Origin of the sequence: Geobacillus sp. FSL K6-0789, from assembly GCF_038593135.1 — a bacterium.
Taxonomy (GTDB): Bacteria; Bacillota; Bacilli; order Bacillales; family Anoxybacillaceae; genus Geobacillus; species Geobacillus stearothermophilus.
In genome coordinates this window covers 1,194,635-1,219,256 of the sequence record NZ_CP151966.1, presented here as the reverse complement: position 1 = coordinate 1,219,256, position 24,622 = coordinate 1,194,635, and the positions used below count along the sequence as shown (strand labels likewise).

Genomic DNA, 24,622 nt, shown 5'->3' with positions numbered 1-24,622 from the left:
GGTCTGCTAGTTCGTTCCAAAAAAATGATTGATTTTCCGCCGCTTTTGCCCCTACAATGATACAAGAACACCGCACGGAAAGGAACAGCACGAATGACGTGGGAAGTATTGAGCATCATCGGCACGATCGCCTTTGCCATTAGCGGGGCGATCGTCGCGATGGAAGAGGAGTACGATTTGCTTGGGGTGTACATTTTAGGGATTGTCACCGCTTTTGGCGGCGGGGCGGTGCGCAATTTGCTGATCGGGGTTCCCGTGTCGGCGTTATGGGAACAAGAGCCGCTCTTTCTTGTCGCTTTGGCGGCCATGACAGTTGTGTATTTGTTCCCAAAGCAAATGCTGCCGCCGTGGAAGCGGTGGGGCAACTTTTTTGACGCCCTTGGGCTGTCCGCGTTCGCCATTCAAGGAGCGCTGTATGCCGTCAACATGGGTCATCCGTTAAGCGCGGTCATCGTCGCCGCGGTGTTGACCGGAAGCGGCGGCGGCATCATCCGCGATGTGCTCGCCGGACGGAAGCCGCTCGTGCTGCATGCGGAGATTTACGCCGCCTGGGCGATTTTGGCCGGCCTTGCCGTCGGGTTGAAATGGACGGATTCGCCCGTAGAGCTGTATATGCTGTTTATCGCCGTCGCCGCTTTGCGCATTTTGTCCTACACATACGGTTGGAAGCTGCCGCGCCGGGCGGTTGGGGAAACAGCGGGCGAGCCATGATAAAACGGCAAAATTGATTCGTACGAAAAGAGAGACGGCTCCTCGCTTTGATAATAGATGCAATTTAAAGCTTTAACATTTTTCGTCTTTGCCGGTCATTGCATCCGACTGTCGAGTGACCGAACAACGCCGCTTAAAGACCCATGAATGGGTCTGTGAAGCAAGTCGTTGTTCGGTCTTCCGTCACGCTAAGGCGTGACGGAGGCAAGCCACACACTTGCCTTCGACAGTCGAAAATGGGCAAACCACTTTTCTGTCAAGGATATGTTAAACTTCTTTGTTGCATCTATCCTGAAAATACCCGAACTCCAAAATGTGTAAAGTTGTAAAATTCAACATAGAGGTCTTTTCATCCTTCCGATGGTGACGAAATTTTTTTGTCATGGGAGTCTATATATAGTTTGCTGACGCTTTCCTTTACGCGCTTTGCTCGCTTCGCACCGCCACGGCCACGCCGGCAGCAATGAGCGCCCCGCCGAGCCAAAACGAGACATCGAGTTGCTCTTGTAAAAACAGCCGGCCAAAGAGCGAGCCGACGCCGGCGTCAATCATTTCCATCCCTTTGTTCCAAAGAAAAAATGCCCCTGCTGTCGATATAACGCCAAGATACAACACCCCAAGGGCGACGGGAACACTCCAATGGCTCGCAGCAAGCCCCGGCCCTTCGGCGAGCATCATCGGCGTCATGCCAATGAGTGCCACAAAAATGGCATACGTGGTGATCGAAAACACGGACAAGCGGGCCGAAGCGATTTTCACGAGCACCGACAACAGCGCCCAAGTGACCGCCGCGCCGACTAAGCAAATGTTGCCAAGAAACGTTGATTCTTCTCCGCCTCCTAAGCCGACGATGACGATGACACCCGCTGTCGCCAGTAGCAGCGCAGCCATTTTCCGCCATGTGAGCGTCTCGCCAAGCAGCCAGCGGGCAAACAAAACGACAAACGCCGGGGTCGAGGCGGTGATGAGGGAAGCGGTATGGGCATTCGACCATTTTGTGCCGACAAACTGCAACGAAATGGAAACGACATAGCCGATGATTCCGATTGCGATGACCATCCCCCAGTCGCGCCCGCTCTTTGGCGGGCGCTCCCGTTTCGCCGCGGCGATGGCACCAAGCACAATCAAGGCGACGGCGTAGCGCAGCCAGACAAGCGTAAACGGCGGAATGTAGTCCAACACGTATTTGCTCACGACGTACATCCCGCCCCAAATGCTGGCAGCAAGCGATAAATACAAGGAAGCAAGAGCAGGTTGTTTCATGGCATCGATCCCCTTTGCGTTCTTCTTTCTGCTGCTGACTCCAAAAGCAAAGCCGTTATTTTCAGAACTAACAGCCAAACAAGACGGTGCTCGATCAGCTAGACGTCGCTTTCTTCCGGAGGAAACACAGGGGCGAGCGGAACCGTCAAATCCGGTTGCCAAAACGAAACCAGCTCATCGCGCGGATTTCCTGGGCGGCGAAATGAATCGCCTGCTGCCCCGAGCCGCACATCCGGTTGATTTGCACGGCCGGCACTTCGATCGGGAATCCGGCCTCAAGCGCCGCGAGCCGGCCGATGTTGTATCCTCTTTTTTGCGGCACAAAAAAGAAAGGAAGACCTCTTTCTTTCGACAAGAAAAAGAAAGAGGAGCCTCCTTGGCTTTTTTATCATCTCGCGCCGAGAAGACCCCCACTTCCACGCGTGAGCGTAGGTGGGAGAGCGTTCAAGCATGAATCACTAAATCGCGGTCACGGATCGTCATCAGCTCTTTTTTGTCATAGCGCCCTTCGTGTAGAAGACGGACCGCCTGCTTGCGGATCGCTTTTTCGATTAAGTTGCGCACATAACGGCCGTTGCTGAACTTGAGGCGGCCGGTCGCTTCCAGCGTCCCTTCGAGATGAATGTACAGTTTCCGCTCCGCTTCCGGCGTCATGTCGTATTCGCGCTCACGCAGCATTTGTTTGGCGATTTGCACAAGCTCTTCGACGGTATAGTCCGGAAACTCGATCGTCAGCGGAAAGCGCGACGGCAACCCTGGGTTCAACGATAAAAAATAGTCCATTTCTTTCGGATAGCCGGCTAAAATGACGACCAAATCGTCGCAATAGTCTTCCATTCCTTTCACAAGCGTATCGATCGCTTCCTTGCCAAAGTCTTTTTCCCCGCCGCGGGCGAGCGAATACGCCTCATCGATAAACAAAATGCCGCCGCGCGCTTTTTTGATCAAATCGCGCGTTTTGCTCGCCGTATGCCCGATGTACTCTCCGACCAAATCGGCCCGCTCCGCCTCGATGAAATGCCCTTTGGACAGCACGTTCATCTCAAAAAACAGCTTGCCGAGCAAGCGAGCCACCGTCGTTTTGCCGGTGCCGGGATTGCCTTTGAAAATCATATGGAGCGCCTGGCGGTTGGCCTTTAAGCCGTTCTCCTTGCGCAGCCGGTTGATGTACAGCCAGGCGTAAATTTCCTTGATGATTTTTTTGACATGATCAAGGCCGATCAGCTGATCAAGCTCCTTTTGAATATTGCGGAGCGCCTGATGCTCTTCGCCATCGAGCCAGTCGTTTCTCTCTTCTTTCACTAAATGGTTTACCGTTTTGGAGTTCAACACGATGTTGATTTGCCCTTTCGCCTTGTTCATCGTCAATTCTGACAAGGGGCGTCACCTCGCTTACCGTTTTCTTCCATCCGCACCTGTTCCGACTTGGCTTTTGACGCCTTGCCTTTTCGTTACTAGTATACGTACGCCGCCGCCGATCCGTGACAATCGCCCAAACGAACAGCGGGTCGGTTATAGTGGAAAAAGTTTGTATATGTTTATTCACAAAAGCGGCGGTTTACGCATCTGAATTCACCTCGTCCCTCACTTCCCTTCGGGTGACGCAGGAGCTTGTCGATCAAATAGCGGGCGCGGAAGGAAAACGGGAAATGGCAAAAGGCGCCCTCCGCGAAGGAAGGCGCCTTTTTTCGGCGGCGTATGTACCGTCGGTCTTACTGTTCGGTTTCAAAATGGATGTTCCGCTCCGGCGCAAACGTCGAAATGGCGTGCTTGTAAATGAGCTGTTGTTTTCCTTGCACTTCCAAAAGTACGGTGAAGTTGTCAAACCCTTTAATGTATCCGCGCAGTTGGAAGCCGTTCAATAAGAAGACGGTCACTTGCATGCCCTCTTTGCGCAGCTGGTTTAAAAACTGGTCTTGAATATTGATCGTATTTTTCATCAAACGTCCTCCTCTTTTCTCTCTAAGGATATAATTATATATTCGCTTCAAGTTGAAGCTTTCCTGCTACATAGCGAGAAATTTCCTCCACCTTGGCGGCGAACTGCCCAGCGTCGGTCATGTCAAACCATTTCACCGGCATTTGGTTGCGAAACCAAGTGAGCTGCCGTTTCGCATAGCGGCGAGAATTTTGTTTCAGCAGCTCAATCGCTTCATCAAGGGAAACGCGGCCGTCAAAATAGTCGTACAGCTCCTTGTAGCCGATGGCTTGCACCGCCTGGCAGTCGCGCAGGCCGCGGTCATAAAGCGCCCTCGCCTCTTCGATCAACCCTGCGGCGATCATCTCATCGACCCGCTCGTTGATGCGGCGGTAAAGCGCCTCCCGCTCCGCCGTCAAGCCAACAATGGCCGCCTCATACAAAAGCCGCTTTGACTGCCCTTGCTGCCACTCGCTGAACGGCTTTCCGGTCGAGTGATACACTTCTAAGGCGCGGATGACGCGGCGGATGTTGTGCGGATGAATGCGGGCCGCACTTATTGGATCAACCGCCTCAAGCCGCCGGTGAAGCGCTTCGGCTCCTTGCTCGGCCGCCAGCTGTTTGAGCGCCCGGCGGTACGCTTCGTCGGAAGGGGCAGCGGAAAATTGGTAATCGTAAAGGGCTGCCTGAATGTACAGCCCGGTGCCGCCGACGATGATCGGTAGCCGGCCGCGCGCCGAAATCTCGGTGATGAGCGCACGGCAAAGCCGCTGAAATTCGACGACGGAAAACGGTTCGCACGGCTCTTTGATGTCCAGCAAATGATGCGGGATTCCTTCCATCTCATCGGGCTTCACTTTCGCCGTGCCAATGTCCATCCCTTTATAAATTTGCATCGAATCGCCGCTGATGACCTCTCCGCCCAGCTTTTTCGCCAACGCGATGCCGAGCTTCGTTTTGCCGACCGCCGTCGGCCCGACGATGACGGCGACTTTTTCAGCCATAGCGCGTCACTGCTTTCTGTTGTGGGACTTGTGTCAACCATCATTATACATAAAAACAGCTGTGCATGGAACCATTTCTTTCATACGTTTTCTCCATCCACAAATCGTTTTATACATGACAGCGCGAAAAATCGCCTTTCTTCCCTTTCGCCATAACCATATGGAAAAAAATGAACGCCATAAAAGGCGCTCATCATAATGAAAACTTGTTGACAATCGCCTGCAAATCGTCCGCCATTTTCGAGAGCGACGCGGCCGAAGCTGAAATTTCCTCCATCGAGGCCAGCTGTTCCTCGGTCGCCGCCGACACCTCGTGCACACCGGCCGATGTCGACTCGGCCACGTCGGCGACAAGCCGGACGGAGCGCACCATTTGCTCCGAAGAAGAGACCATGTCGCTGACCGCGGTGGATACGTCGCGGATTTGCGCCGCAACTTCGTCCACGGCGGCGCGAATGCGGGCGAACATTTCTCCCGAGGCGCGAATGACGTTCGTTCCGGCCGTCACTTCGTTGACGACCGACTCCATCGATTGGACGGCATGGACCGTTTCTTCTTGAATGGCATCGATCAATTCCGCGATTTGCTGGGCCGATTGGGCCGATTGCTCGGCGAGCTTCCGCACTTCGTCAGCAACGACGGCAAAGCCGCGCCCGTGCTCGCCGGCGCGCGCCGCCTCAATCGCGGCATTTAACGCAAGCAAATTCGTCTGCGCCGCAATATTGCGGATCGCTTCGATGATGGAGCCGATTTGCTCGGAACGGTGGCCAAGCCCTTTAATGAGGTCAGCCAGCCGCTCGACCGTATCGTTCACTTTGTTCATTTGCGCGACGCCCGCCTCGATCGTTTGCCCGCCCTCAGCCGCTTGTCTCGACGCCTCACTAGCGATGGCGGACACGCTTTGCGCCCGTCCGGAAATTTGCTCGATTCTCTCAGACATCGAATCGACGGCGGCGGACGTTTCTTCCCCGCTTCGCATTTGCTTGTCCATGCCGGAAGCAACGCCCTGAATCGTCATGGCGATTTGCTCGGTCGCCTTGCTCGTCTGTTCGGCGCTCGCTGCCAGCTCCTCCGACGAAGCGGCGACTTGCTCGGCGTTTTGCGCCACTTCCTTTAGCACTTCGCGCAAATTTTGGGCCATTTGTTCAAACGAAGCGGCCAGCTCGCCGATTTCGTCCCGGTTGCGGACGCCGGTTTTCGTCTTGGTCAAATCGCCGGCAGCGATCCGACCAGCCGCATCCGACAGCACCAATAGCGGGCGGGAAATCGAGCGGCTGATGTAATAGCTGACGGTCGCTCCAGCCGCCACCGTCAACAAGCCGACGATGATGATCAGCCGCTCGACCGCAGCCACCGATGCGCTCGCATTATCATTAGCTTCCTTCATTTCCTGCTCCTGGAGAGCGACCAATTGATTCTCCTTTTCATCAAATTGGGTTGTTAAGTCGCGCCCTGTTGTGGTCACAAGGGCGATGTACTGCTCCGGTTTGTTTTGCGCTTTTAAGTCGAACGTTTTTTGCCCAAGTTCGTAAAACTGCTGTTCAAGCAAATCGAGCTCGGCAAGCTGCTGTTTCGTTTCTTCCCGCGTCAGCTTCGCCGCAAGCTTTTCGCTTATTTTCTTGTACTCCTCATGCGCTTTTTCAAAGTTTTTCCTTAACGTCTCATCGCCAGTCAACAAATAGCCGCGCATGCTGCCGACTTGGCGGTGGATGAGCACCTCCAGCTCCTTGACGTTGACGAGATTCGGCACCCGTTTGTCAATGACAGTATATGTACCGTTCAGTTTGGAAATTTCGTAATAAGAAAAGCCGACTAGCCATACAATCAATACGCAGACAAGGCCAAACCCAGCCAGCAGTTTTCTGCGCACGGTCATTTTCATGTTCATTGGCAAATCCTCCTTCTGTGAATCAGTATGTTGTTCTATCTACATTATCGGATGATCACAGACAATGTTTAGGGTTTTTTTGGCTCTTTTGCCATCTTTGATGAAAAGGCCTGCTTCATTGAGAAAATCAACTGGATTTTCTCAATGAGCCTCCTCTTTCACCGTCAACTCGCAAAGAGCAAACAGGCCGCACCCATGCCGCTTCCCCGCCTTACGCCGTTCCTTCCGGCTGCCACGTGTTTCGGCCGGCTTCGGCTTCATCATGAATGAAAAGCGAGGTGACAAGCGCGGCGATGCTGCCAATGAGGCCGAATAAAAACAAATGATGGATGCCGGTCATAAACGTCGGCGCCTTCGTCAAAAACGCTCCCATGACGGTCACGCCGATCGCCGTGCCGATATTGCGGCAAAACATAAAAAAGGATGTCGCGATTCCTTTTTCATGAGCGTCGGCAAGCTGCTGCGAGCCAATGACCCCAACGGTCGACGTCAACCCGAATGACAGCCCTTGGACAAACATGACGAAAAAAACATACCAAAATCCGTGACTTTCGTTCAGCAGCGCCAGAAGCAGGCCGGACGCAACCAGCAGCACATTGCCGATGATGAGAAGCGGACGGTAGCCATAGCGCAAAATCCATTTCCCGGCCGGCACGGCGGCGATCATCCAGCCAACGGACGAGCCAAGCAAGGCAACGCCGCTGATAAATACCGATAAATGAGCAACATTTTGCAAAAAGAGCGGAATGTAGCTTGACGTGCCAAACAGCGCGACGCAGCTGACAAAGCCGTTAATGTTCATCCATTTGAGCGTGCGGTGATGAACAAGTGAAAGCGGCACGAGCGGAGACGGCTGCCGTTTTTCGAAAAAGTAAAACGCAACAAGTAAGAGCGCGCCGGCCGCCCCGTACCACCATTGCCCCCGCGCAACGACGGTGACGAGCAAAAGCAAGCTGATCGCCGCCGCAAACAGCACCGCGCCCATATAATCAACCGCCGCCCGCTTCGGTTCATATACTTCTTTATATGGAAACAACGTCACAAGCGAGAGCAAGCAGATGGGAATGTTGACATAAAAAATCCAGCGCCATGTCGCGTATTCGACAAACAGCGAGCCTAAAAGCGGCGCCAAGACGGCGGAAATGCCCCACATGGCGGTAAAAAACGCCTGGATCTTTCCGCGCTTTTCCACCGGAAACAAATCACCGGCGATAATGGCCGGAAACGGCATCATAAACCCGGCGCCGACCCCTTGTACGGCGCGGAACAGGACGAGTTGCACCATATTTTGCGACAAACCGCAAAGAAGCGAGCCAATCAAAAATAAAATGATGCCAAAGCTGAATACGTTTTTGCGGCCAAACAGGTCGGACAGACGGCCGGCAATCGGCGACAGGACGGTCGTTGTAATCATGTATGACGCAAACGCCCAGGCGTACAAAGAAAACCCTCCAAGCTCTTTGGCGATGATCGGCATTGTCGTGTTCATGATGGTCGTATCCATGGACGCGACGAGCATCGCCAGCACGATGCTGACCATGGCCGACAGGCGGCTGCTCATACAAATAACCTCCTTTTTTGGTAAACTACAAGTATTTTATTTTACACAATAAAAAATCATGGCACAAAATGATATGCGTCAAAAATTTGGATCGTTTGTATTCATTGTCGAATTTTGTTACCCTAAAAGTGCAAAGCCCCAAAACCGCTAACACGATCCTCATGAGATTATTGTACAAATAAGGAGGAATGAGATGAAAAAAACAACAAGCGTCTTTTCTATTTCCATTGTGATCGCCATTGTGTTTATTATTTGGGGAGTCGTTCCGGAGTCTTTGCTGCCACGCTACAATTTAAAGGCGGTCAGCAACGCGGTGCACTCGTTTCTGATCGATAAATTCGGCTGGTTTTATTTGCTCAGCGCTTCGTTGTTTTTGGCGTTTTCTTTGTTTCTTATTTTTTCCCGTTACGGAAATATCTGCCTCGGCCGCGACGGGGAAGAACCGGAATACAGCTATATGACGTGGTTTGCCATGCTGTTTAGCGCCGGAATGGGAATCGGGTTAGTGTTTTGGGGAGTGGCCGAACCGGTGTCCCACTATTACACGCCGCCAACAGGAGAAGAGGCAACGGCGGAAGCGGCCCGTCTGGCCATGCGCTACTCGTTTTTCCATTGGGGGCTGCATCCATGGGCGATCTACGGCGTCCTTGCCTTGGCGCTCGCTTACTTCCAGTTTCGCAAGCGAGAAGCCGGGGTCATCAGCCGCACGCTGCGCCCGTTGCTAGGAGCGCGGACAGAAGGCGGTCTCGGTGTAGCCATTGATACGCTAGCCGTATACGCAACCATTTTTGGCGTCGCCACCTCGCTAGGGCTGGGAGCCATTCAAATCAGTGGGGGATTGCATCAGTTGTTCCCAAATATTTCAAACTCTATTTCAACACAACTGCTCATCATTGTGGTTGTCACGGCTCTGTTTATGCTCTCGGCGCAAACCGGCCTAAACAAAGGCATAAAATGGCTGAGCAACATCAATATTGCGCTCGCATTGTTGCTTATGTTGTTCATGCTGTTTGCCGGTCCAACGAATTTTATTTTGGATGTGTTCACGTCGACGATCGGGACGTACTTACAAAATCTTCCCTCGATGAGTTTCCGGCTCAACCCGTTCGAGCAAAATGATTGGCCGAAAGTGTGGACCATTTTTTATTGGGCGTGGTGGATCGCATGGGCGCCGTTTGTGGGGACGTTTATTGCTCGCATTTCCCGTGGGCGCACGATCCGTGAATTTATGATCGGTGTCTTGGCGGTTCCAACGATTTTCAGCGCCCTTTGGTTTTCCGTGTTTGGCGGCTCAGCTCTTTATTTGGAGCAGTTCCAACATGCCGGCATTGGCGAGGTAATGAATGAAAAAGGAGTAGAAATAGCTCTGTTTTTTACATTCGAACATTTCCCATTCGCTCCATTGCTCTCGGGAATTGCCATTTTGCTCATTTGCACATTTTTCGTCACATCGGCAGACTCAGCAACGTTTGTGCTCGGCATGCAAACCACTAAGGGCAGTTTAAACCCGCCAAATTCGGTCAAGTTCGTCTGGGGCATCATTCAATCGGCAGCTGCGGCGATCTTGCTGTGGACTGGCGGTCTGCAAGCGTTGCAAACCGCTTCGATCATCGCTGCATTCCCGCTTGCGATCATCATGATTTTGATCGTTCTGTCCCTTATCCGTTCATTTCAGGAGGAAGTGACGCGAAAAGCGAAAAAACCCATCCAATAATGACCAAAGGTGTCCCTCAAGCAACGGGACACCTTTTCTTATTATAGGATGTACGAAATGATTGACAGGCCTTATGATTCCCTTGGTTGTGACGATCAGCAGCTGAAGCAACATCTTTGCACGGGATGCATAAAAAAAGGCTGCCCGCCAAAGCCACAAATGTGCTTTATGCGAGCAGCCTTCCGCCGCATTCGGTTATGTTTAAGCCGACGTCCATACGCATCCCGTTAGTTAAGCACCCGGACCGCTTTTACAAACCGCGTTTTCCAATATGAGGACGTGAGCGACGAATACGTGACACCGAGCGAAACGGTGGCGTTGATCATTTGCCCGTTGCCAGCATAAATGCCGACGTGGTTGATTGTGCCGTTCGAATCGGTATCAAAAAAGACGAGATCGCCTTTTTGCAACTGGCCAAACGACACCGTTCTTCCCGCTTGCGCCTGAGCGATGGATGTGCGCGGCAGCGAAATGCCGGCTTCGCCAAAAACGCGCATCGTAAACGATGAGCAGTCAAACACATCGGTGCGCGACGGGCTTGCTCCATACAAATAGCGCGCCCCTAAATATTTTTCCGCAATATCGATGATTCGGTCGGCAAGCGATGCGGACGACTCAGTGGCAGCCGAGTTGGCGGCCGATACTTGCTGCTTGGCCTCCCGGACATCAGCCGTTCCGCCCGCCACTTTAATGGCTTGGCCAATGCGGATGGTGTTCGGGTTTGTAATTTGCGGATTCAGTGCCAATAGACGGTCGACCGTCGTTTGAAACTTGTTCGCAATCTCAAGCAGCGTATCCCCCGCCTGCACGATATACCGGCCGCTTGTCGGCACGGCTGCCGGCTGCACATTGTATGTATTGGAACGTTCCTGTTTCCCTGCTACTTGCAGCCTCTGCCCGGCGCGAATGAAGTCTGGGTTCGTAATGCTTGGATTGAGCTTGAGCAGCGCATCCACAGTCGTGCTAAACTTGCGGGCGATTCCGCTTAGCGTATCACCAGGCTCGACCGTATATGTATTCGAAGAAGATTCGTTCGATTCATTTGGCTCATTGACGCGCAATACTTGTCCGGGAAAAATCAAATCCGAAGACAAATCGTTTTCTTGCTTTAACGCTGCGACCGTCGTGCCGGATTTCCGGGCAATCTTCCAAAGCGTATCGCCTTTTTGCACCGTATAGCTCGCCGCCGATGCCGCGTGGCCGGCCAACAAGGAACCGATCAACGTGCTTGTCAATATAACCGTTTTTTTCATGCTGCATCCCCCTATGACGTCGATGTATCCATCTTTATGTATCCATGTTTATACAAAATTCGCTATCACTCTACAAAATTCACCACGTATTCCTACACATGAGCCATTATAGTAAAATCAAAGCAATCCGTCTGTAACAGAAAGAATAAAAGTAGATTACAAAACGATTACAAAAAGCGCCCCCTTTGTCGCACAAAGGGGGCGCAGGCTACATCACCCGTTTAAATAGTTTTTCAATTTCATATGTCGAAAAATGAACGATGATCGGCCGGCCGTGGGGACAAGTAAATGGGTCCGTCGTCTGCCGCAGCGCCTCAAGCAAAGCGAACAGTTCATCCTGGCGCAAATGTTGGTTTGCTTTAATGGCGCGCTTGCAGCTCATTAAGATCGCCGCTTGTTCGCGCAATTGCTTGATGTCGACCGTTTTGGCCGCCAACACTTGTTCGATCATTTCCTCGATGATTTCCCTTTCTCTCCCTTTCGGAAACCACGTCGGATGGGAGCGAACGAGAAACGCCCGCGGCCCAAACGGCTCAAGAAACACGCCGCAGCGCGCCAGCTCATTGCGGCAGGCGGTGATCCGCTCGTACTCGTCGGCTGGATATTCAAACATCAACGGAACGAGCAGCTCCTGCACTTCCTTCGTGGCTTCGCCGAGTTTTTCCCGGAAATATTCATAGTTGATCCGCTCTTGAGCCGCATGCTGATCGATCATATACAGCCCATGTTCGTTCTCCGCCAAAATGTACGTCCCATGCAATTGTCCAATCGGATAAAGCGGCGGCAGGCGATCAGCCGCCGCTTTATCTTCCGCTTGCCCATCTGTCGGCGAGCGGAGGGCACGCCGTTCTTCTCCCACCTCTTCCTCCTGCTTTCGCTCGAAAGCGGGCCCATGTTCGTCCGGTATTCCCCATTCATCCGTCCGCACAGCCACGGATGGCCGCTCAGCCGGTGCGTCACCGGTTAGCGGCGCAAAAGGGGCGGTCGCATCTTCCACGCCGCCGATGTCGCTCGATAAGACAGACGGCTCGCGGACGCGATGAGTGAACGTCCAAGCCGCCTGCTCCGCCTTTGGTTTTGCCAGCTTGCTGTCGGCAGATACGGACGGAATGAGCGTCCGCTCGCGAAATGCCTGGCGGATGGCGTCTGTGACGAGCTCATTCAGCTCTGCTTCTTTGCTAAAGCGGACTTCGAGCTTTGCCGGATGGACGTTGACATCGACAAGCACCGGATCCATTTCAATGGATAAAAACACAATCGGATAGCGGCCGATCGGCAAGAGCGTATGGTAGCCGGCTTCAATCGCTTTTATGAGCGGCACGCTGCGCACATAGCGGCCATTGACAACAAGCGAGATGTAGTTGCGCGAGGCGCGCGTCACGTCCGGCGGCGAAATGTAGCCGCGAACGGTAAAATCGAGCGATTCCGCTTCGATGGGGATCATTTGTCTCGCCGTCTCGGCGCCGTAAATAGCGGCGAGCACGTGCCGGACATCGCCGCTGCCATTGGTGGCAAGCAATGTTTTGCCCTGGTGGCGGAGGCGAAATGATACGTCCGGATGGGCGAGCGCCAGCCGGTTGACGACGTCAGCCGCATGGCCGAGCTCGGTGTGGATCGTTTTCATATATTTCAAGCGCGCTGGGGTGTTGAAAAACAAGTTCGATACGGTAATATCCGTCCCTTTGCGCCCCGCCGCCCGCTCGCGGGAGACGAGTGCGCCGCCTTGAAGCACAAGCTTCGTTCCCGGTCCGCTGCCCGTGCCGGTCGTCAGCTCCACTTCGGATACAGAAGCGATGCTCGGCAGCGCCTCACCGCGGAACCCGAGCGTGCGGATGCGGAACAAATCGTGCTCGTTGTGAATTTTGCTTGTCGCATGACGTTCAAAAGCGAGCAAGCAGTCGTCTTCCTCCATGCCATCGCCGTTGTCGATGACGCGGATTTTCGCCATTCCCGCCTCTTCAAGCTCGATGTTGATGACCGTACTATGGGCATCAATGGCGTTTTCCACCAACTCCTTGACGACCGAAGCCGGCCGCTCGACGACCTCGCCGGCGGCGATTTTGTTTGCCAGCAGGTCATCGAGCTTGCGGATGCGTCCCATCGGGCCTCCCTCCTTTACTTGAGGAGCTTTTGCAGTTCATACAGTTTGTTGAGCGCCTCAAGCGGCGTCATCTCGAGCAAATTGATCTCTTTCAGCGCCGCGAGCGCCTTTTTCTCTTTGCTTGAAAGCGGCGGCTCCACAGGCGCCGGGGCAAGGTCAGGAAACATGCTCAGCTGCTCAAACGCCGCTTCCGCCAAAACGCCATCCCGCGCCGCGCCGGCTGACGGACGGGAGTCCTTCTCGCGCTCAACCTTGCTGCCGACGTCTAACGCTTCGTTCCCCTGAAAAGCCAAACCCGCTTCCGCCAAAGCGCCATCGTCCATCCTGCCTGCGGCGGCTTCCTGTTTTCCCGCCGCTTTCTCCAGTTCCGCTAAAATGGCCCGCGCGCGTTCAATGAGCGAAGCCGGCAGCCCGGCCAGTTCGGCGACGTGAATGCCGTAGCTCTTGTCGGCCGGCCCGTCGGCGATTTGATGCAAAAAGACAACTTTGCCGTTTTCCTCGATGGCGCGGGCATGGACGTTCGAAAGCCGCGGGAGCGAACGCTCCAAGGCGGTGAGTTCATGGTAGTGGGTGCTAAATAGTGTTTTCGCGCCGATATGGTCGTGAATGTACTCAATGATCGCCTGGGCGAGCGCCATGCCGTCGTACGTCGATGTGCCGCGCCCGATTTCATCAAACAAAATGAGGCTGTTTTGTGTCGCATGATCGATGGCGTGGCACGCCTCCAACATTTCGACCATAAACGTGCTTTGTCCTGCCGACAGGTCGTCAGCAGCGCCGATGCGGGTGAACACTTGGTCAAAAATGGGCAGCACCGCCCGCTCGGCGGGAACGAAACAGCCGATTTGCGCCATGACGGCGGTGAGCGCCACTTGCCGCATGTACGTGCTTTTTCCAGCCATGTTCGGTCCAGTGATGAGCAGCATTTCCCGCTCGCGGTTCATGTAGCAGTCATTCGGCACGTACATTTGCGCGCCGAGCACTTTTTCGACAACCGGGTGGCGGCCGCCTTGAATCACCAAGACGCGCTCCGTGGAAAACTGCGGACGCACGTAGCGATACTCGTCGCTGATCGTTGCGAATGATTGAAGCACATCAAGCTCGGCAATGGCTTTCGCCAACGTCTGCAGGCGCGGGATGTATTGCTTCACCTGCTCGCGAATGGCGACAAACAGTTCATATTCGAGTTCGATGCTTTTTTCTTCCGCCTCCAAAATGAGCGCCTCTTTTTCCTTCAACTCCGGGGTGATAAACCGCTCGGCGTTGGCGAGCGTCTGCTTCCGCTCGTAACGTCCTTCCGGAACAAGGGGGAGATTGGGCTTTGTCACTTCAATATAGTAGCCAAACACTCGGTTGTAGCCGACTTTGAGCGATTTGATGCCGGTCGCTTCCCGCTCTTTCGCCTCAAGTTCAGCGATCCACGCTTTGCCGTTGCGGCTCGCATCGCGGTAGCGATCGAGCTGCTTGTCATACCCGTCTTTGATGAGGTTCCCTTCTTTGACGGAAAGCGGCGGCTGTTCTTGAATCGAGCGCTCGAGCAAATCGACGAGCTCTTCGCACGGGTCAAGGCGCTCGCACAGCTTGTCCGCTTCAGCGAGCGGCAGCGCGCCGACCGTCTGACGGAGCGCCGGCACTTGAAGAAGCGACTTTTTCAGCTGCACGAGATCGCGGGCATTGGCGTTGCCGTAGGAGACTCGGCCGACAAGGCGCTCAATGTCGTAAACGCCGCGCAGCCTGTCGCGCAGCTCCTGCCGTTCAAAATAGCTCGTTTTCAACGTTTCCACAAAATCGAGGCGCCGTTCGATTTCGCGCCGATCAATGAGCGGCCGGTCCAGCCATTGTTTTAAGAGCCGCCCGCCCATCGCTGTCACCGTTTCATCCAAAAGCCATAACAACGAGCCTTTCCTTCCTTTTGACCGCACCGTTTCGACCAATTCCAAATGCAGCTTGGAATGTCGGTCCATTTTCATATAGTGGTCAACTTGATACAACTCAGCCGGCTGCAAATGATCGAGCCGCCGCTTTTGCGTGCGGACGAGGTAATGAAGCAAACGGGCTGCGGCCTGCCGCAGCTTTTCTTGCACCACATGGCCGATGACGCCGTTCCATTCGTCGCATAGCGATGTGTCGTCCTCATAAGAGACCGCCGCCCCGTACCGCTCTTTCAGCTCGCGCACCCACTCTTCGCCGCTGTCTGTGGCAACGATGATCTCCCGCGCTCCAACGGCGTGCAATTCGTTTGCCGTTTCCTCCCACGAAGAAAGAAGCGTGAGCCGAATCTCGCCGGTCGACAAATCGGCGTAAGCCAATCCGTATGTACCATCAGCAAACGGCGTGAGCGCCGCCAAGTAGTGGTTTTCCTTCTCGGTGAGCCCTTTGCCTTCCATGAGCGTCCCTGGGGTGATGAGCTGCACCACTTCGCGGCGAACGACGCCTTTGGCCGTTTTCGGGTCTTCGACTTGTTCGCAAATGGCGACTTTATATCCCTTTTCGATTAACTGTTCAATATATCCTTGCGCCGAATGGTACGGCACCCCGCACATCGGCACCCGTTCATCGCCGCCGTCGCGGCTTGTTAATGTAATTTCCAGCTCTTGCGCCGCCTTGATGGCGTCGTCAAAAAACAGTTCGTAAAAATCGCCAAGCCGGAAAAATAAAAACGCGTCCGGATATTGCGCTTTAATGTGCAAATATTGCTGGATCATCGGTGTGTACGATGGCATCGCTTCTCCCCAACCTTTTCGGCCCGAAGGCTCGTTGATTGCGCTACTATTATAACAAGCGGCAAAAGAAAAAACTAGGAAAGAAATTTCCTAGTTTTATTCTTCTTCGCCAAGCAGCAAATCTGGGCTTAAATCTTCTAATTCTTCATCAAGGTCATCCTCGTCGCAAAAATCGTCGTCTTTGCCGCATCCTTCCGGATTGATGGCAACGCACACCTTCGTTTCGCCGATCACTTCGGCGACAAACTCCCGCTCAACATCGACAACGATTTTATTGCCGTTTGGCGAAATCGTGCATTCGAGGCAGTTCGGCTGCTGGATGACGCGGACAATGACATCGGTGTCATCGCTGATTAAATGATCTTTGTCGCGATATTTTAATTTGACGACGTCCGTATACGACACCGTTTCGGTGACGACTTCGGTTTTTGTATTGTGGTTGTACGAATACCAGACGTTGATGTCATAATGGCCGTGAATTTCGACCGTTTTATCGCATTTTTTCGCTTCATAACGGTGGTTGATGATCCAGCAGCCAAGAATGCTTGACGGGCGGTTCGGCGCCGTCACCGTATGGGTCGATTGTGTAAACTTGCGGCCTTTGCCAACAACGGCTTTCGTAATAATTTCTCTGTATTCAGACATCGAACGGAACCCTCCTCAAATGAATCTTCATTTCATCCTATGCGCCATCTCCGCTAATGTGCACAGCAAATGAATCATTATTCCGTATAGTTCATTGTATGCGCCTGCTCCGTTCGATGTGCCTTCTTTTTTGCTGCCAGGCAGCCGCCCGCGGTTTGGGGGAAGGGAGAGCGCGCCCATAAGAAAAAAAGCGCCCCGAAGGACGCTTTTGAGCCGCATGCCATTAATGGCAGCCGCCGTGCTTGTTGTAGCGAAGGGCAGCACCTGTTTCGCCGCGCAGCACATCGCCGCCCGTCGAAGCGAGAATTTCATCGGTCACCGTATTCGAAATCGTCGAGGCGACGAGCTGAAGCAGGTCGTTCACCTCAGCTTGCGACTGCTGGAACTCGCCCACGATCGGAATTTGTTCGAGCTGCTCGTAAATGGCGTCAATTTTGGCCTCGACCTGCTTGAGCGCCTCATGTTTGCCGTAGTGTTGCAAGTTGACGGCTTGTTTTTGCAGCGATTTTAGTTCGTTGATCAATGTGCGCACTTTTTCATTTTGGTGGATTTTTTCCTCCGCTCGTTTGAAAAAGTCGACTTCCTCGGTTTCGGCGATCATTTTCGCCAACTGCTTCGCCTGCGCCAGCACTTCATCCCGCGTATATTTCGCCATATCAGTTCACCTCGATCGCTTCATTCACGAATTCGCCCGTCAGCGTCCACGTTTTCGCTTCTGTAATGCGCACGTTGACCAATTGGCCAATGAGCGATTTGGGGCCGACGAAGTGGACGAGCTTGTTTTTGCGTGTGTAGCCGGCCAGCACGTCCGGGTTCGTTTTGCTTTCGCCTTCGACGAGCACTTCGACGACTTGGCCTTCGTATTGCTTCATTTTCTTGGCCGCGATTTCTTGAACAAGGTCGTTGAGCCGCTTGAGCCGCTCTTTTTTCACTTCCATCGGCACGTTGTCCTTCATGTTCGCCGCCGGCGTGCCTTCGCGCGGCGAGTAAATGAACGTATACGCTGAATCAAACTCCACTTCGCGGTAAAGCGACAGCGTTTCTTCAAACTGCTCGTCCGTCTCGTTCGGGAAGCCGACGATGATGTCCGTCGTCAACGCGACGTCCGGAATGGCGGCTTTAATTTTGCGGACGAGCTCCAAGTACTCCTCGCGCGTATATTTGCGGCCCATCATTTTTAAAATTTCTGTGCTGCCCGATTGCACCGGCAGATGGATATGCTCAACCAAGTTGCCGCGTTTGGCGAGCACTTCGATGAGCCGGTCGTCAAAGTCGCGCGGATGGCTCGTTGTGAAGCGGATGCGGGCAATGTCAATTTTGCGCAGCTCATCCATTAAATCGCCAAGGCCGTACTGGATGTCGGTGAAGTCTTTCCCGTAAGCGTTGACGTTTTGCCCAAGCAGCGTGATTTCTTTATAGCCTTGGGCGGCGAGCTGGCGCACTTCTTGGATGATGTCTTCCGGACGGCGGCTTCGCTCCTTGCCGCGCGTATACGGAACGATGCAATACGTGCAAAACTTGTCACAGCCGTACATAATATTGACCCATGCTTTAATGCGGCCTTTTCGCGCTTTCGGCAAGTTTTCGACAACGTCGCCTTCTTTCGACCACACCTCGACAACCATTTCTTTTGACATATATGCTTCATGCAAAATGTAAGGAAGTCGATGGATGTTGTGCGTGCCGAAAATCATATCAACATATTGGTATTGCTTTAAAATTTTATTAACGACCGCTTCTTCTTGCGACATACAGCCGCACACGCCAAGAAGCAAGTCCGGATTGGTCGTTTTGAGCGGCTTTAAGTAGCCGAGCTCGCCGAACACTTTGTTTTCCGCGTTTTCACGGATCGCGCACGTGTTGAGCAAAATGACGTTTGCCTCTTCCGGACGGTCGGTCGGCTCATAGCCGAGCGCCATGAAAATGCCGGCCATCACTTCCGTATCATGTTCGTTCATCTGGCAGCCGTATGTGCGGATGTAAAACTTCCGCCCGCGCCCCATGCCGCGGAACTCGTCCGGAATCGCAAAGTCTTTTACATATTGAATTTCCTCTTTGCCGCGCTTTTTCGCTTCTTTCAAATTCGGCGGCAAAAACACTTTCGTGAAATATTTCTCGTAGTCTTTCGTCGTTTTTTCCTTCAGCCGGTCCAAGGCGGATTTTCTGTCCGCTGGATGGCTTGCCGTCTCAATTTGCGCTGTTTGTTCCAACCGTTGTTTTTCGTTCATCGCAATCTCCTTTCCTCATTCGTAATAATGTAGATCGCAGGCGCTTTGTTGGCCGCCCGCCTTCCTCGCAAATTTCTTCCATCACACACTACCATAGTATAGCGTCAACCGTCATGAAACACAATGGGATTTATTCCGGATGTCCGGAACACGCTATGATAACAAAAAACGCCCGATGAGGCAAGCCCCCCCATCGAGTGTGAATCACTTCCAATCTTTCTATATGTTACATAAACTCTGCTACAAGCTCGGCAAACTTTTCTTTGCTCAATTTCAAATCGGCTTCAGTAAGCGGTGTATCACGGTAGCCCGGGACGAGTTCTTGGTATGATTTTTGCTCTTTATTTTGGTAAATGAGCCCGGTGACAAGCCCGTCGTATTTCATCACCGTCTGCATCGCCATCGCCCGGTCGGACGGGTCGTACCCTTCAATGTCGCTCACTTTCACCAGCCGCTCTTTAAACCATTCGTACGTGTTGACTTTATTGTACGTGACGCACGGGCTGAAGACGTTAATGAGGGAAAATCCTTTATGTTTGATGCCTTCTTCAATTAAGCTTGTCAACTCTTTTAGGTCGCTTGAAAAGCTTTGCGCCACAAACGTCGCTCCGGCGCTTAACGCGATTTCAAGCGGCGACAACGCCGGCTCGATCGACCCTTGCGGCGTACTTTTCGTTTGAAACCCGGTGGCGCTGCGAGGCGATGTTTGGCCTTTTGTCAGCCCGTAAATTTGGTTGTCCATGACGATATACGTGATGTCAATGTTGCGGCGAATGGCATGAACCGTATGCCCCATGCCGATCGCAAACCCATCACCGTCGCCGCCGGCGGCGATGACCGTCAAGTTGCGGTTCGCCATTTTCACCCCTTGGGCGAGCGGCAAGGCGCGGCCGTGCGTGCCGTGAAACCCATAGGAATGAATGTAGCCGGAAATGCGGCCGGAGCAGCCGATCCCGGAAATGACAGCGAGTTCGTGCGGCTCCAAACCGAGGTTGGCAGCGGCGCGCTGAATGGCGGCCTGAACGGAAAAGTCGCCGCAGCCCGGACACCAGTTTGGCTTCACATCATTGCGGAAATCTTTAAAGGTGGCCATTGTGCTAACAACTCCTTGCATTTAGTATAGACATTGCCCGGCAAAAACGGATTGCCGTCAAATTTCAAGACGCTGGCGATTTTGTCCGCATGCCCGACATGCATTTTCAACAAGCTTGCCAATTGCCCGGTCGCGTTTTGCTCAACGACGACGACCCGCTTCGCTTTTTCGACAAGCGGCCGCACGTCGTCAACCGGGAACGGATGAAGCAGGCGGATGTGTGCATGGTTGACTTTAACACCGTCCTGCTCGAGGCGTTCGATCGCTTCCTCAATCGCTCCGCGCGTCGATAAAAAGCCAACAAGGAGCAAATCCGGTTCTTCGTGGCGGAGTTGTTTGTGCACCGGCGTCGGGAAGTGGATGTGCTCGAGTTTGCGCAACCGCTTTTCCATTTGCGTCCGGCGGTTCGCTGCCGTTTCCGACGGGCGGCCCGTTTCGGCATGCTCGACCCCGGTGACGTGGTGGATGCCGTGTTTCGTTCCCGGCAGCACCCGCGGCGAAATGCCGTCCGGCGTCACCTCATATCGTTTGAAGTTGTCTTTGCCCGGAAGCGGCGGCAATTCCTCGCTGACGAGTTTGCCGCGGCGAATCTCGATCCGGTCGTAATCGAGCGGCTCGACCGTTTGTTTGCCGAGCGACAGCTGCAAATCCGACAAGAAAATGACCGGACACTGATATTCTTCAGCCAAGTTGAACGCTTCTGCCATGTCATAAAACGCTTCTTCAACCGTGCTTGGCGCCATGACGATTTTCGGGATTTCCCCGTGCGTGCCGTAAATCATCGCAAGCAAGTCCGATTGTTCTTGCTTCGTCGGCAAGCCGGTGCTCGGGCCGCCGCGCTGCGTGTCAACCACAACAAGCGGCGTTTCTGTCATTCCGGCTAAGCCGATCGCTTCAGCCATGAGCGACAGACCCGGACCAGCGGAAGCGGTGAACGCCCGGGCGCCGGCGTAGTTGGCGCCGATCGCCATCGTGCAGGCGGCGATTTCGTCTTCTGTTTGGATGACCGTGCCGCCGAGATCCGGAAGCTTTTTAATTAAATACTCCATAATTTCCGAGGCGGGGGTGATCGGATACGCCGCCATAAAGCGCGCCCCGCCGGCCAAGGCGCCCAAGGCGATCGCGTCGTTGCCGATCATGAACATCCGCTGTTTGCCGTCCGCTTTTGCCAGTTTCATAGGTTCGGCGCGCCCGCCCAACAGCTCTTTCATATATTCGGCTCCGGCGCGGATCGCTTCCATGTTTTTCTCGACGACTTGCGCCCCTTTGCGGCCAAACGTGTCGGCGACAACGCTTTCGAACACGGCCGGATCCAATCCGAGCACTGCACTCGTCGCGCCGATGGCAACCATGTTTTTCATGAGCGAGTTGCCAAGGCTTGTGGCGATATCAGTAAACGGAACGGCATAAAGGACGACCCCTTCCCGCTCCGGAATGACCGGATTGAACTTGGCGTCCGCCATGACGATGCCGCCGCTGTGCAGCTCGTGAAAGTTGAAGTCAATCGTCTCTTGGTCGAACGCCACCAAGATGTCCAAATCGTCTGCGACCGCCCGCACCGGTTTCGTGCTGACGCGGATTTTGTTGTTCGTATGACCCCCTTTGATGCGTGAAGAAAAATGACGGTATCCATATAAGTAATATCCGAGGCGGTTCAGCGCTGTGGAAAAAATTTCTCCTGTACTTTCAATTCCTTCCCCTTGCTGGCCGCCCACCTTCCATGACAGCTGTTCGATCATGCTTACACCCCTTCATATTCACTCCAGCCTTTCGCTACTATTGTACCACTTTTCTGACAAGGAAACTATCATTTTGAACGCCTTTTTCAGCCGGCACCGCGGATGCCCTGTCTTCTATATAGACTCCCATGACAAAAAAATTTCGTCACCATCGGAAGGATGAAAAGACCTCTATGTTGAATTTTACAACTTTACACATTTTGGAGTTCGGGTATTTTCAGGATAGATGCAACGAAGAAGTTTAACATATCCTTGACGGAAAAGCGGTTTGTCCATTTTCGACTGTCGAAGGCAAGCCTATGGCTTGCCCCGTCACGCCAAGGCGTGACGGAAGACCGAACAACCACCTGCTTCACAGACCCATATATGGGTCTGTAAAGCGGCGTTGTTCGGTCGCCTGACAGTCGATAAAAGCTGCAAATGGTAAATCTTCAAATTGCATCTATAATATTTTAGGATACGCAGATCCGATACTCCGTGATATTCGTCACTCCGGTAAATGGGCGTAGAAGTTGCCGAATAAAAAGCGGGATGCTTGTTCGGCGGAGTAATGCTTGTACAACTCATTGACGAGCTGGTCGTATTGCTTCACCGTTTCAAGACCGGAAACCGTTTCCGTAATGCCGTCAAAGTCGGAGCCGAACCCGACGTTGTTTTCCCCTCCGAGCGCACATACATGGTCAAGATGGCGAAGCACATCGGCGATCGTTGCTCTCCGTTTGTCCTTCGTTAAAAAGTACGGGACAAAATTGATGCCAATCATCCCGTCTTTTTCAATCAGCGCTTTCAGCTGCTCGTCCGTCAGATTGCGCGGATGCGGGCAGAGGCGATGGGCGTTCGAATGAGAAGCGATCGGAAAACAGGCTGTTTCGATCACATCCCAAAACGCTCTTTCCGACAAATGGGACACATCGACCCACCGCTTTGTTTCATTGAGCAGCTCGACGACTTGCCGGCCAAACGCGGTCAAGCCGGCGCCGCGCTTCTCCCACGCCCCGTCGGCGACGGCGTTTGGAAAGTTCCACGTCAGGCCGACAGAAGCGACGCCGAGGCGAAGAAGCGTCTTTAACTTGACAAGGTTGGCACCGATGGCGTCGCATCCTTCGAGCGTCAACATCGCGCCAATTTCCCCTTCTTTCAGTGCGGCGATATCCTGCTTCGTCCGCACAAACTTGACGGACGGGAACGCCTCGACGATGCGGGCAAAGAAAATGTCCACCATCTCCAATGCCGCTGTGAACCGGGCTTCTTCCGGCACGGTTTCCGGCACGTAAATGGCAAAACATTGCACTTTTATTCCCGCTTCCGCCATGCCAGAAAAGGTGACATGAAGCGGTGCCCCATCGTGAAACGACAACGACCGGTCTTGCCATAGCTTCATGAGCGCATCACAGTGGACATCGAAAATCATTCGTTTTCCCCCTTAAAAAAGCAAAAATAACCTGCCTGCCTTCTACAGCGAAGGCGCCAACAGGTTATATTTTACCATTGACTCATCATCGAGTTAACGAGGTTCGACGATTAATTTAATGGCGGTCCGCTCTTCTCCGTCAATAATAATATCGGTAAACGCCGGAATGCAAATCAAGTCCATGCCGCTTGGTGCCACAAACCCTCGTGCGATCGCTACTGCCTTAACGGCTTGGTTCAATGCACCTGCACCGATCGCCTGAATTTCCGCCGCGCCGCGCTCGCGCAGCACCCCGGCAAGTGCACCGGCTACAGAGTTCGGATTCGACTTTGCTGAAACTTTTAATATTTCCATTTCTAGCTCCTCCCTCGTTCCCTTGAAAAATAGATTACGGTAAAATGTCTTCACTGTAACTATATTCACTGTTTCGACAACTATTCCTGCTGAGGAGAAGCTTGTTTTTAAAAAAAACGATTATTCAAAATATGGGTGGTCGTCATTAATGATCAACCGTTCAATGCCAAGCGCACGCCCGCTTTTTCCATCAACATCGACAAGCACCGCGTTCAGCTGGCTTCGTCCTTCCTTGACGCCGAACCGGACCGGCAGTCCGGTTAAAAATTTGCGCAGCACCGCGTCGCGGTCAACCCCTAAAATGCCGTCATACGGGCCGGTCATGCCGACATCGGTAATGTACGCCGTACCCTTCGGCAAAATGCGATTGTCCGCCGTCTGAACGTGCGTATGCGTGCCGATGACGGCCGACACGCGCCCATCCAAGTGCCAGCCCATCGCCTGTTTTTCGCTTGTCGCCTCAGCGTGAAAATCAACAATGATGACCGACGTGCGCGTCGAGGCAGCGGCAATCAATTCATCCGCTTTTTGAAACGGACAGTCAATCGCCGGCAAAAACGTCCGCCCTTGCAAGTTGATGACCGCCGCCTCCCCTTGCTCGGTCGGCACGTAGACGATGCCTTTTCCCGGTGTGCCGGGCGGATAGTTCGCCGGGCGGATGAGCGCCTTCGCCTGATCGATGAATTCAAAAATATCACGCTTGTCCCACGCATGGTTGCCTAATGTCACAACATGGGCTCCTTGGGCCAAAAACGCCCGGTAAATCGGCTCGGTGATCCCTTTCCCGCCGGCGGCGTTTTCACCGTTGATGATGACGATATCGGGACGGTGTTTTTCTTTTAATTTCGGCAAATAATGCTCGACCATTTTTTGCCCCGGCGAACCGACGACATCGCCGATAAATAAGATTCTCATGATCGATCCCTTTCTAATCAAAAAAATATGGCGCTTCGCTTCAAAGGTGGCGCGGATCCATTGTACTTTCTCATTTTACGCACAAAAAACATCCATGAGTA

19 protein-coding genes and 1 pseudogene are annotated in these 24,622 nt (G+C 53.4%); 2 read left to right on the top strand and 18 right to left on the bottom strand.

Annotated features, from left to right (window positions below):
- Positions 1-93 precede the first annotated feature (93 nt).
- Entirely contained in the window at positions 94-711 is a 618-nt protein-coding gene (locus NSQ51_RS06375; protein ID WP_033017292.1) for a trimeric intracellular cation channel family protein, read from the top strand.
- A gap of 417 nt (positions 712-1,128) precedes the next feature.
- Here NSQ51_RS06375 and NSQ51_RS06370 read toward each other — a convergent pair whose 3' ends face one another.
- The 7 genes and pseudogenes from NSQ51_RS06370 to NSQ51_RS06340 all read right to left on the bottom strand — a co-directional run bounded on the left by NSQ51_RS06370 (position 1,129) and on the right by NSQ51_RS06340 (position 8,345).
- The gene (locus NSQ51_RS06370) at positions 1,129-1,974 is read right to left on the bottom strand and encodes a DMT family transporter (protein WP_049624715.1); all 846 of its coding nucleotides are present in this window, start codon (positions 1,972-1,974) and stop codon (positions 1,129-1,131) included.
- 178 nt (positions 1,975-2,152) lie between these two features.
- Positions 2,153-2,329, bottom strand: a pseudogene (locus NSQ51_RS06365) (hypothetical protein); the annotation flags it as partial.
- An 89-nt stretch (positions 2,330-2,418) separates the two neighbouring features.
- Positions 2,419-3,351, bottom strand: coding sequence for a stage V sporulation protein K (gene spoVK / locus NSQ51_RS06360; protein WP_049624714.1), 933 nt, complete (start codon positions 3,349-3,351; stop codon positions 2,419-2,421).
- 335 nt (positions 3,352-3,686) lie between these two features.
- Entirely contained in the window at positions 3,687-3,914 is a 228-nt protein-coding gene (gene hfq / locus NSQ51_RS06355; protein WP_049624713.1) for an RNA chaperone Hfq, read from the bottom strand.
- 34 nt (positions 3,915-3,948) lie between these two features.
- On the bottom strand, positions 3,949-4,896 hold the full coding sequence (gene miaA / locus NSQ51_RS06350; RefSeq protein WP_033017285.1) for a tRNA (adenosine(37)-N6)-dimethylallyltransferase MiaA: 948 nt from the start codon (positions 4,894-4,896) through the stop codon (positions 3,949-3,951).
- Between the two features lie 193 nt (positions 4,897-5,089).
- Entirely contained in the window at positions 5,090-6,784 is a 1,695-nt protein-coding gene (locus NSQ51_RS06345; protein ID WP_049624712.1) for a methyl-accepting chemotaxis protein, read from the bottom strand.
- A gap of 211 nt (positions 6,785-6,995) precedes the next feature.
- The gene (locus tag NSQ51_RS06340) at positions 6,996-8,345 is read right to left on the bottom strand and encodes an MDR family MFS transporter (protein ID WP_049624711.1); all 1,350 of its coding nucleotides are present in this window, start codon (positions 8,343-8,345) and stop codon (positions 6,996-6,998) included.
- A 193-nt stretch (positions 8,346-8,538) separates the two neighbouring features.
- Between NSQ51_RS06340 and NSQ51_RS06335 the strand changes: the two genes are divergently transcribed.
- Positions 8,539-10,059: a BCCT family transporter gene (locus NSQ51_RS06335; protein WP_033017283.1), complete on the top strand. Its 1,521-nt coding sequence runs from the start codon at positions 8,539-8,541 to the stop codon at positions 10,057-10,059.
- A gap of 227 nt (positions 10,060-10,286) precedes the next feature.
- Here NSQ51_RS06335 and NSQ51_RS06330 read toward each other — a convergent pair whose 3' ends face one another.
- The 11 genes from NSQ51_RS06330 to NSQ51_RS06280 all read right to left on the bottom strand — a co-directional run bounded on the left by NSQ51_RS06330 (position 10,287) and on the right by NSQ51_RS06280 (position 24,521).
- Positions 10,287-11,312 carry a C40 family peptidase gene (locus NSQ51_RS06330; RefSeq protein ID WP_049624710.1) on the bottom strand — a complete coding sequence of 342 codons (1,026 nt, stop codon included), beginning with the start codon at positions 11,310-11,312 and terminating at the stop codon, positions 10,287-10,289.
- Positions 11,313-11,520: 208 nt separating this feature from the next.
- Positions 11,521-13,413 carry a DNA mismatch repair endonuclease MutL gene (gene mutL, locus NSQ51_RS06325; protein ID WP_049624709.1) on the bottom strand — a complete coding sequence of 631 codons (1,893 nt, stop codon included), beginning with the start codon at positions 13,411-13,413 and terminating at the stop codon, positions 11,521-11,523.
- A 14-nt stretch (positions 13,414-13,427) separates the two neighbouring features.
- The gene (mutS, locus tag NSQ51_RS06320) at positions 13,428-16,136 is read right to left on the bottom strand and encodes a DNA mismatch repair protein MutS (RefSeq protein ID WP_033017279.1); all 2,709 of its coding nucleotides are present in this window, start codon (positions 16,134-16,136) and stop codon (positions 13,428-13,430) included.
- A gap of 96 nt (positions 16,137-16,232) precedes the next feature.
- Positions 16,233-16,781, bottom strand: a complete 549-nt coding sequence (locus NSQ51_RS06315; RefSeq protein WP_015374452.1) for an outer spore coat protein CotE — start codon at positions 16,779-16,781, stop codon at positions 16,233-16,235.
- 223 nt (positions 16,782-17,004) lie between these two features.
- Positions 17,005-17,436 carry a RicAFT regulatory complex protein RicA family protein gene (locus NSQ51_RS06310; protein WP_033012165.1) on the bottom strand — a complete coding sequence of 144 codons (432 nt, stop codon included), beginning with the start codon at positions 17,434-17,436 and terminating at the stop codon, positions 17,005-17,007.
- A gap of 1 nt (position 17,437) precedes the next feature.
- Positions 17,438-19,009 (bottom strand): tRNA (N6-isopentenyl adenosine(37)-C2)-methylthiotransferase MiaB, encoded by a 1,572-nt coding sequence (gene miaB, locus NSQ51_RS06305; RefSeq protein WP_033017278.1) that lies wholly within the window; start codon positions 19,007-19,009, stop codon positions 17,438-17,440.
- A gap of 226 nt (positions 19,010-19,235) precedes the next feature.
- The gene (locus tag NSQ51_RS06300; protein ID WP_033017277.1) at positions 19,236-20,102 is read right to left on the bottom strand and encodes a 2-oxoacid:ferredoxin oxidoreductase subunit beta; all 867 of its coding nucleotides are present in this window, start codon (positions 20,100-20,102) and stop codon (positions 19,236-19,238) included.
- Positions 20,069-21,841, bottom strand: coding sequence for a 2-oxoacid:acceptor oxidoreductase subunit alpha (locus NSQ51_RS06295; RefSeq protein ID WP_033017275.1), 1,773 nt, complete (start codon positions 21,839-21,841; stop codon positions 20,069-20,071). The genes NSQ51_RS06300 and NSQ51_RS06295 overlap by 34 nt, the downstream gene beginning before the upstream one ends.
- A 487-nt stretch (positions 21,842-22,328) precedes the next feature.
- A complete protein-coding gene (locus NSQ51_RS06290) occupies positions 22,329-23,252 on the bottom strand; it encodes a dipeptidase (RefSeq protein ID WP_033017458.1) in 924 nt (307 codons plus the stop codon).
- Positions 23,253-23,345: 93 nt separating this feature from the next.
- Complete coding sequence (gene spoVS, locus NSQ51_RS06285; protein WP_003251598.1) at positions 23,346-23,606, bottom strand: stage V sporulation protein SpoVS; 261 nt, start codon at positions 23,604-23,606, stop codon at positions 23,346-23,348.
- Positions 23,607-23,726: 120 nt separating this feature from the next.
- Entirely contained in the window at positions 23,727-24,521 is a 795-nt protein-coding gene (locus tag NSQ51_RS06280; RefSeq protein ID WP_033017459.1) for a TIGR00282 family metallophosphoesterase, read from the bottom strand.
- Positions 24,522-24,622: the final 101 nt, after the last annotated feature.

What these genes read in the sequence shown, in the direction of transcription:
- NSQ51_RS06345 (WP_049624712.1), bottom strand. Translation starts at nt 6,784, where the DNA reads ATGAACATGAAAATGACCGTGCGCAGAAAACTGCTGGCTGGGTTTGGC.
- spoVS (WP_003251598.1), bottom strand. Translation starts at nt 23,606, where the DNA reads ATGGAAATATTAAAAGTTTCAGCAAAGTCGAATCCGAACTCTGTAGCC.
- miaA (WP_033017285.1), bottom strand. Translation starts at nt 4,896, where the DNA reads ATGGCTGAAAAAGTCGCCGTCATCGTCGGGCCGACGGCGGTCGGCAAA.
- NSQ51_RS06340 (WP_049624711.1), bottom strand. Translation starts at nt 8,345, where the DNA reads ATGAGCAGCCGCCTGTCGGCCATGGTCAGCATCGTGCTGGCGATGCTC.
- NSQ51_RS06330 (WP_049624710.1), bottom strand. Translation starts at nt 11,312, where the DNA reads ATGAAAAAAACGGTTATATTGACAAGCACGTTGATCGGTTCCTTGTTG.
- NSQ51_RS06290 (WP_033017458.1), bottom strand. Translation starts at nt 23,252, where the DNA reads ATGATTTTCGATGTCCACTGTGATGCGCTCATGAAGCTATGGCAAGAC.
- NSQ51_RS06315 (WP_015374452.1), bottom strand. Translation starts at nt 16,781, where the DNA reads ATGTCTGAATACAGAGAAATTATTACGAAAGCCGTTGTTGGCAAAGGC.
- NSQ51_RS06335 (WP_033017283.1), top strand. Translation starts at nt 8,539, where the DNA reads ATGAAAAAAACAACAAGCGTCTTTTCTATTTCCATTGTGATCGCCATT.
- NSQ51_RS06370 (WP_049624715.1), bottom strand. Translation starts at nt 1,974, where the DNA reads ATGAAACAACCTGCTCTTGCTTCCTTGTATTTATCGCTTGCTGCCAGC.
- mutS (WP_033017279.1), bottom strand. Translation starts at nt 16,136, where the DNA reads ATGCCATCGTACACACCGATGATCCAGCAATATTTGCACATTAAAGCG.
- mutL (WP_049624709.1), bottom strand. Translation starts at nt 13,413, where the DNA reads ATGGGACGCATCCGCAAGCTCGATGACCTGCTGGCAAACAAAATCGCC.
- NSQ51_RS06310 (WP_033012165.1), bottom strand. Translation starts at nt 17,436, where the DNA reads ATGGCGAAATATACGCGGGATGAAGTGCTGGCGCAGGCGAAGCAGTTG.
- miaB (WP_033017278.1), bottom strand. Translation starts at nt 19,009, where the DNA reads ATGAACGAAAAACAACGGTTGGAACAAACAGCGCAAATTGAGACGGCA.
- NSQ51_RS06280 (WP_033017459.1), bottom strand. Translation starts at nt 24,521, where the DNA reads ATGAGAATCTTATTTATCGGCGATGTCGTCGGTTCGCCGGGGCAAAAA.
- NSQ51_RS06300 (WP_033017277.1), bottom strand. Translation starts at nt 20,102, where the DNA reads ATGGCCACCTTTAAAGATTTCCGCAATGATGTGAAGCCAAACTGGTGT.
- NSQ51_RS06375 (WP_033017292.1), top strand. Translation starts at nt 94, where the DNA reads ATGACGTGGGAAGTATTGAGCATCATCGGCACGATCGCCTTTGCCATT.
- hfq (WP_049624713.1), bottom strand. Translation starts at nt 3,914, where the DNA reads ATGAAAAATACGATCAATATTCAAGACCAGTTTTTAAACCAGCTGCGC.
- NSQ51_RS06295 (WP_033017275.1), bottom strand. Translation starts at nt 21,841, where the DNA reads ATGATCGAACAGCTGTCATGGAAGGTGGGCGGCCAGCAAGGGGAAGGA.